This window comes from Citrobacter sp. wls757 (genome assembly GCF_005280935.1).
Classification (GTDB): domain Bacteria; phylum Pseudomonadota; class Gammaproteobacteria; order Enterobacterales; family Enterobacteriaceae; genus Citrobacter; species Citrobacter portucalensis.
Window position 1 is genome coordinate 121,208 of sequence record NZ_SZWU01000017.1, and the last position, 4,234, is coordinate 125,441.

3 protein-coding genes and 1 pseudogene are annotated in these 4,234 nt (G+C 51.9%); all 4 read left to right on the forward strand.

All coding sequences use genetic code 11. The features are described 5' to 3' along the window. A pseudogene (locus tag FDW94_RS23885) lies at positions 1-230 on the forward strand (DJ-1 family protein); the annotation flags it as partial. Between the two features lie 318 nt (positions 231-548). Next, positions 549-1,538, forward strand: coding sequence for an arabinose ABC transporter substrate-binding protein (locus FDW94_RS05270; RefSeq protein WP_137377248.1), 990 nt, complete (start codon positions 549-551; stop codon positions 1,536-1,538). A 132-nt stretch (positions 1,539-1,670) separates the two neighbouring features. Beyond that, a complete protein-coding gene (gene araG / locus FDW94_RS05275; RefSeq protein ID WP_137377249.1) occupies positions 1,671-3,185 on the forward strand; it encodes an arabinose ABC transporter ATP-binding protein AraG in 1,515 nt (504 codons plus the stop codon). A 14-nt stretch (positions 3,186-3,199) separates the two neighbouring features. Beyond that, complete coding sequence (gene araH / locus FDW94_RS05280) at positions 3,200-4,186, forward strand: L-arabinose ABC transporter permease AraH (RefSeq protein WP_008785075.1); 987 nt, start codon at positions 3,200-3,202, stop codon at positions 4,184-4,186. Positions 4,187-4,234: the final 48 nt, after the last annotated feature.

Here is a 4,234-nt window from a genome sequence, read left to right on the forward strand (position 1 = left end):
TGGGTGGCAACGGCCTGCTGAAGGGGCGTCGCTATGTGTGTTCGGGAGATCTGTGGCAAAACGTCGCGGATGGAGAATATATTGATGCGCCGGTTGTTGAAGATGGCAACCTTATTAGCGGCAAAGGGTTAGGGCATATTTTCGATTTTGCTTTCACGCTTTCAGCGCATCTGCTGGAAGATGACATTCCGGTTCGCGATCACGCTGACCACATTTATTACAGATGGTAATCATTGTGCTCCCGAATGCTTCGGTATTCGGGAACAAGGATTCGTTGGCTGATGTTATGGACTAATCTGCTACCCCTCTTTTTTCCCGTCGACAAAACCGCGTTTTTTTATGTCATTTCCCGCTGAATTTATGTACGCAATTACTGTAATTCTGTGGTGTGATGCCGCTCTCTTATGGAGAATCAATTTCCCGCTAAAAATACTCTCAGCACTGGCATTGATCTTATCAATAAAAGGTAATGCCTTGTTTTACGTCCGAATTACAAAAAATCGTCTGATTTTACCCTACATAAAAGAACGTTAAAGCTGGAGTTAACCATGCACAAATTCACTAAAGCGCTGGCTGCCATCGGTCTGGCTGCCATTATGTCACAATCCGCTATCGCTGAATCCATGAAGCTCGGTTTCCTGGTCAAACAGCCGGAAGAACCGTGGTTCCAGACTGAATGGAAATTTGCCGATAAAGCCGGTAAAGACCTTGGTTTTGAGGTGATTAAAATTGCCGTTCCGGATGGTGAGAAAACCCTTAACGCCATCGACAGCCTGGCTGCAAGTGGAGCAAAAGGGTTTGTGATTTGTACGCCAGACCCAAAACTGGGGCCAGCCATTATGGCTAAGGCGCGTGGCTACGATATGAAAGTCATTGCCGTCGACGACCAGTTTGCCAACGCTAAAGGTAAGCCGATGGATACCGTACCGCTGGTGATGATGGCGGCAACCAAAATTGGTGAACGCCAGGGCCAGGAGCTGTACAAAGAGATGCAAAAACGCGGTTGGGATGTGAAATCCACCGCCGTAATGGCCATTACCGCCAACGAACTGGATACCGCACGTCGTCGTACTTCTGGTTCAATGGAAGCGCTTAAAGCCGCAGGCTTCCCGGAAAAACAGATTTACCAGGTCCCAACAAAATCGAATGACATCCCCGGCGCATTTGACGCCGCCAACTCCATGCTGGTTCAGCATCCTGAAGTCAAAAACTGGCTGATTGTCGGCATGAACGACAACACCGTGCTGGGTGGCGTACGTGCGACCGAGGGGCAGGGCTTCAAAGCACCAAACGTGATTGGTATCGGGATAAACGGCGTTGACGCGGTGAGCGAACTGTCAAAAGGCGAAGCGACCGGGTTCTACGGTTCACTGCTGCCAAGCCCGGACGTGCACGGCTACAAATCCAGTGAAATGCTCTACAACTGGGTAACGAAAGGTGCAGAGCCACCGGTATTCACTGAAGTGACAGATGTGGTGCTGATTACCCGCGATAACTTCAAAGAAGAGCTGGCGAAGAAAGGCTTAGGCGGTAAGTAACAGAAGTGCTGCGATGTTGTAGGCCGGATTAGGCGAAGCCGCCTTCCGGCGCAATGCCCGGTGGCGCTGTGCTTACCGGGCCTACGTCCGGCGGTTTTCCTGGCCGGTAAAATCCTGACTCACGGAGACGTTATGCAACAGTCTACCCCGTATCTTTCATTTCGCGGCATTGGCAAAACGTTCCCGGGCGTTAAGGCGCTGACGGATATCAGTTTCGACTGCTATGCCGGACAGGTGCATGCGCTGATGGGCGAAAATGGCGCCGGGAAATCAACACTCTTAAAAATTCTCAGCGGTAACTATGCGCCAACAACGGGATCTCTGACGATCCGCGGACAGGAAGTTTCGTTCGCGGATACCACTGCCGCACTCAACGCCGGTGTCGCCATTATTTATCAGGAACTGCATCTCGTCCCGGAAATGACCGTTGCCGAGAATATTTACTTAGGGCAGTTACCGCACAAAGGCGGGATTGTGAACCGCTCGCTGCTGAACTATGAAGCAGGAATCCAGTTGAAGCATCTGGGGATGGATATCGATCCCGATACCCCACTGAAATACCTCTCCATTGGCCAGTGGCAGATGGTGGAGATTGCAAAAGCGCTGGCGCGAAACGCCAAAATTATCGCCTTTGATGAACCAACCAGCTCCCTGTCGGCTCGCGAGATTGAGAATCTGTTTCGCGTTATCCGTGAGCTGCGCAACGAAGGACGCATCATTCTGTACGTTTCACACCGTATGGAGGAGATTTTTGCTCTCAGCGATGCCATCACCGTGTTTAAAGATGGTCATTGCGTCAAAACGTTCACGGACATGCTGCAGGTCGATCACGATGCGCTGGTGCAGGCGATGGTCGGGCGCGACCTCGGGGATATCTATGGCTGGAAATCCAGACCGTATGGCACAGAGCGTCTGCGGCTGCATGAAGTCAAAGCTCCAGGCGTGCGTACGCCAATCAGCTTATCTGTGCGAAGCGGTGAAATTGTCGGGCTGTTTGGCCTGGTGGGGGCCGGACGTAGCGAATTAATGAAAGGGCTGTTCGGCGGTACGCGTATCACGGCGGGCCAGGTATTTATTGATGAACAGCCTATCGATATCCGTAAACCAAGCCATGCCATTGAAGCGGGGATGATGCTGTGCCCGGAGGATCGCAAAGCTGAAGGGATCATTCCGGTCCATTCAGTGCGCAACAACATCAACATTAGTGCACGGCGTAAGCATGTTCTGGGGGGATGCGTGATCAACAACGGCTGGGAAGAGACCAATGCCGATCACCATATTCGTTCACTCAATATCAAAACGCCGGGTGCAGAGCAACTGATCATGAACCTCTCCGGCGGTAATCAACAGAAGGCTATTCTCGGTCGTTGGTTATCGGAAGAGATGAAAGTGATTTTGTTGGATGAGCCTACACGCGGCATTGATGTGGGCGCCAAGCATGAAATTTACAACGTGATTTATGCCCTCGCAGCGCGCGGTGTGGCCGTGTTGTTTGCTTCCAGTGACCTGCCAGAAGTGCTCGGTGTCGCCGACCGTATTGTGGTGATGAGAGAAGGCGAAATTGCCGGTGAGTTACTTCATGAACAGGCGGATGAGCGCCAGGCGTTGAGCCTTGCTATGCCTAAAGTCAGCCAGGCTGTAGCCTGAATAAGGAGAGTATGATGTCTTCCGTTTCTACATCGGGTTCTGGCGCAACGAAGTCGGCGCTAAATCTGGGCCGCATTTGGGACCAATATGGCATGCTGGTGGTGTTCGCCGTGTTGTTCCTGGTTTGTTCCCTCTTTGTGCCAAACTTTGCTACTTTCATCAACATGAAGGGGTTAGGGCTGGCGGTATCAATGTCGGGTATGGTTGCCTGCGGGATGCTGTTTTGCCTGGCATCCGGTGATTTCGACCTGTCTGTCGCGTCTGTAATTGCCTGTGCTGGTGTTACCACTGCCGTAGTCATTAACATGACCGAAAGTCTGTGGATTGGCGTGGCTGCCGGGCTGCTGCTCGGTATTCTGTGTGGTCTGGTGAATGGGTTCGTGATTGCGCGGTTAAAAATTAACGCCCTGATCACTACTCTTGCGACAATGCAGATTGTACGTGGTCTGGCCTATATTATCTCCGACGGTAAGGCAGTCGGGATTGAAGACGAGCGTTTCTTCACACTCGGCTATGCTAACTGGTTTGGTCTGCCGGCGCCTATTTGGATCACGGTCGTTTGTTTCATTGTCTTTGGCTTACTGCTGAACAAAACCACGTTTGGGCGTAATACGCTGGCCATTGGGGGCAATGAAGAGGCGGCGCGCCTGGCTGGGGTTCCGGTTGTTCGTACCAAGATTATTATCTTTATTCTTTCCGGTCTGGTATCCGCCATTGCCGGGATTATCCTCGCATCGCGTATGACCAGCGGCCAGCCAATGACCTCAATCGGTTATGAGTTGATCGTGATTTCAGCCTGCGTGTTAGGGGGCGTTTCGCTTAAAGGCGGCATCGGAAAAATCTCATATGTGGTGGCCGGGGTGTTGATCCTGGGGACGGTTGAGAATGCGATGAACCTGCTGAATATCTCTCCGTTCGCGCAGTATGTGGTTCGTGGCCTCATCCTGCTGGCGGCGGTGATCTTCGACCGTTATAAGCAAAAAGCGAAGCGTACCGTTTGATGATTTAAACCCCAACTTTTTAGTCTAGCTTCTGCCCGTCGCCAGCCG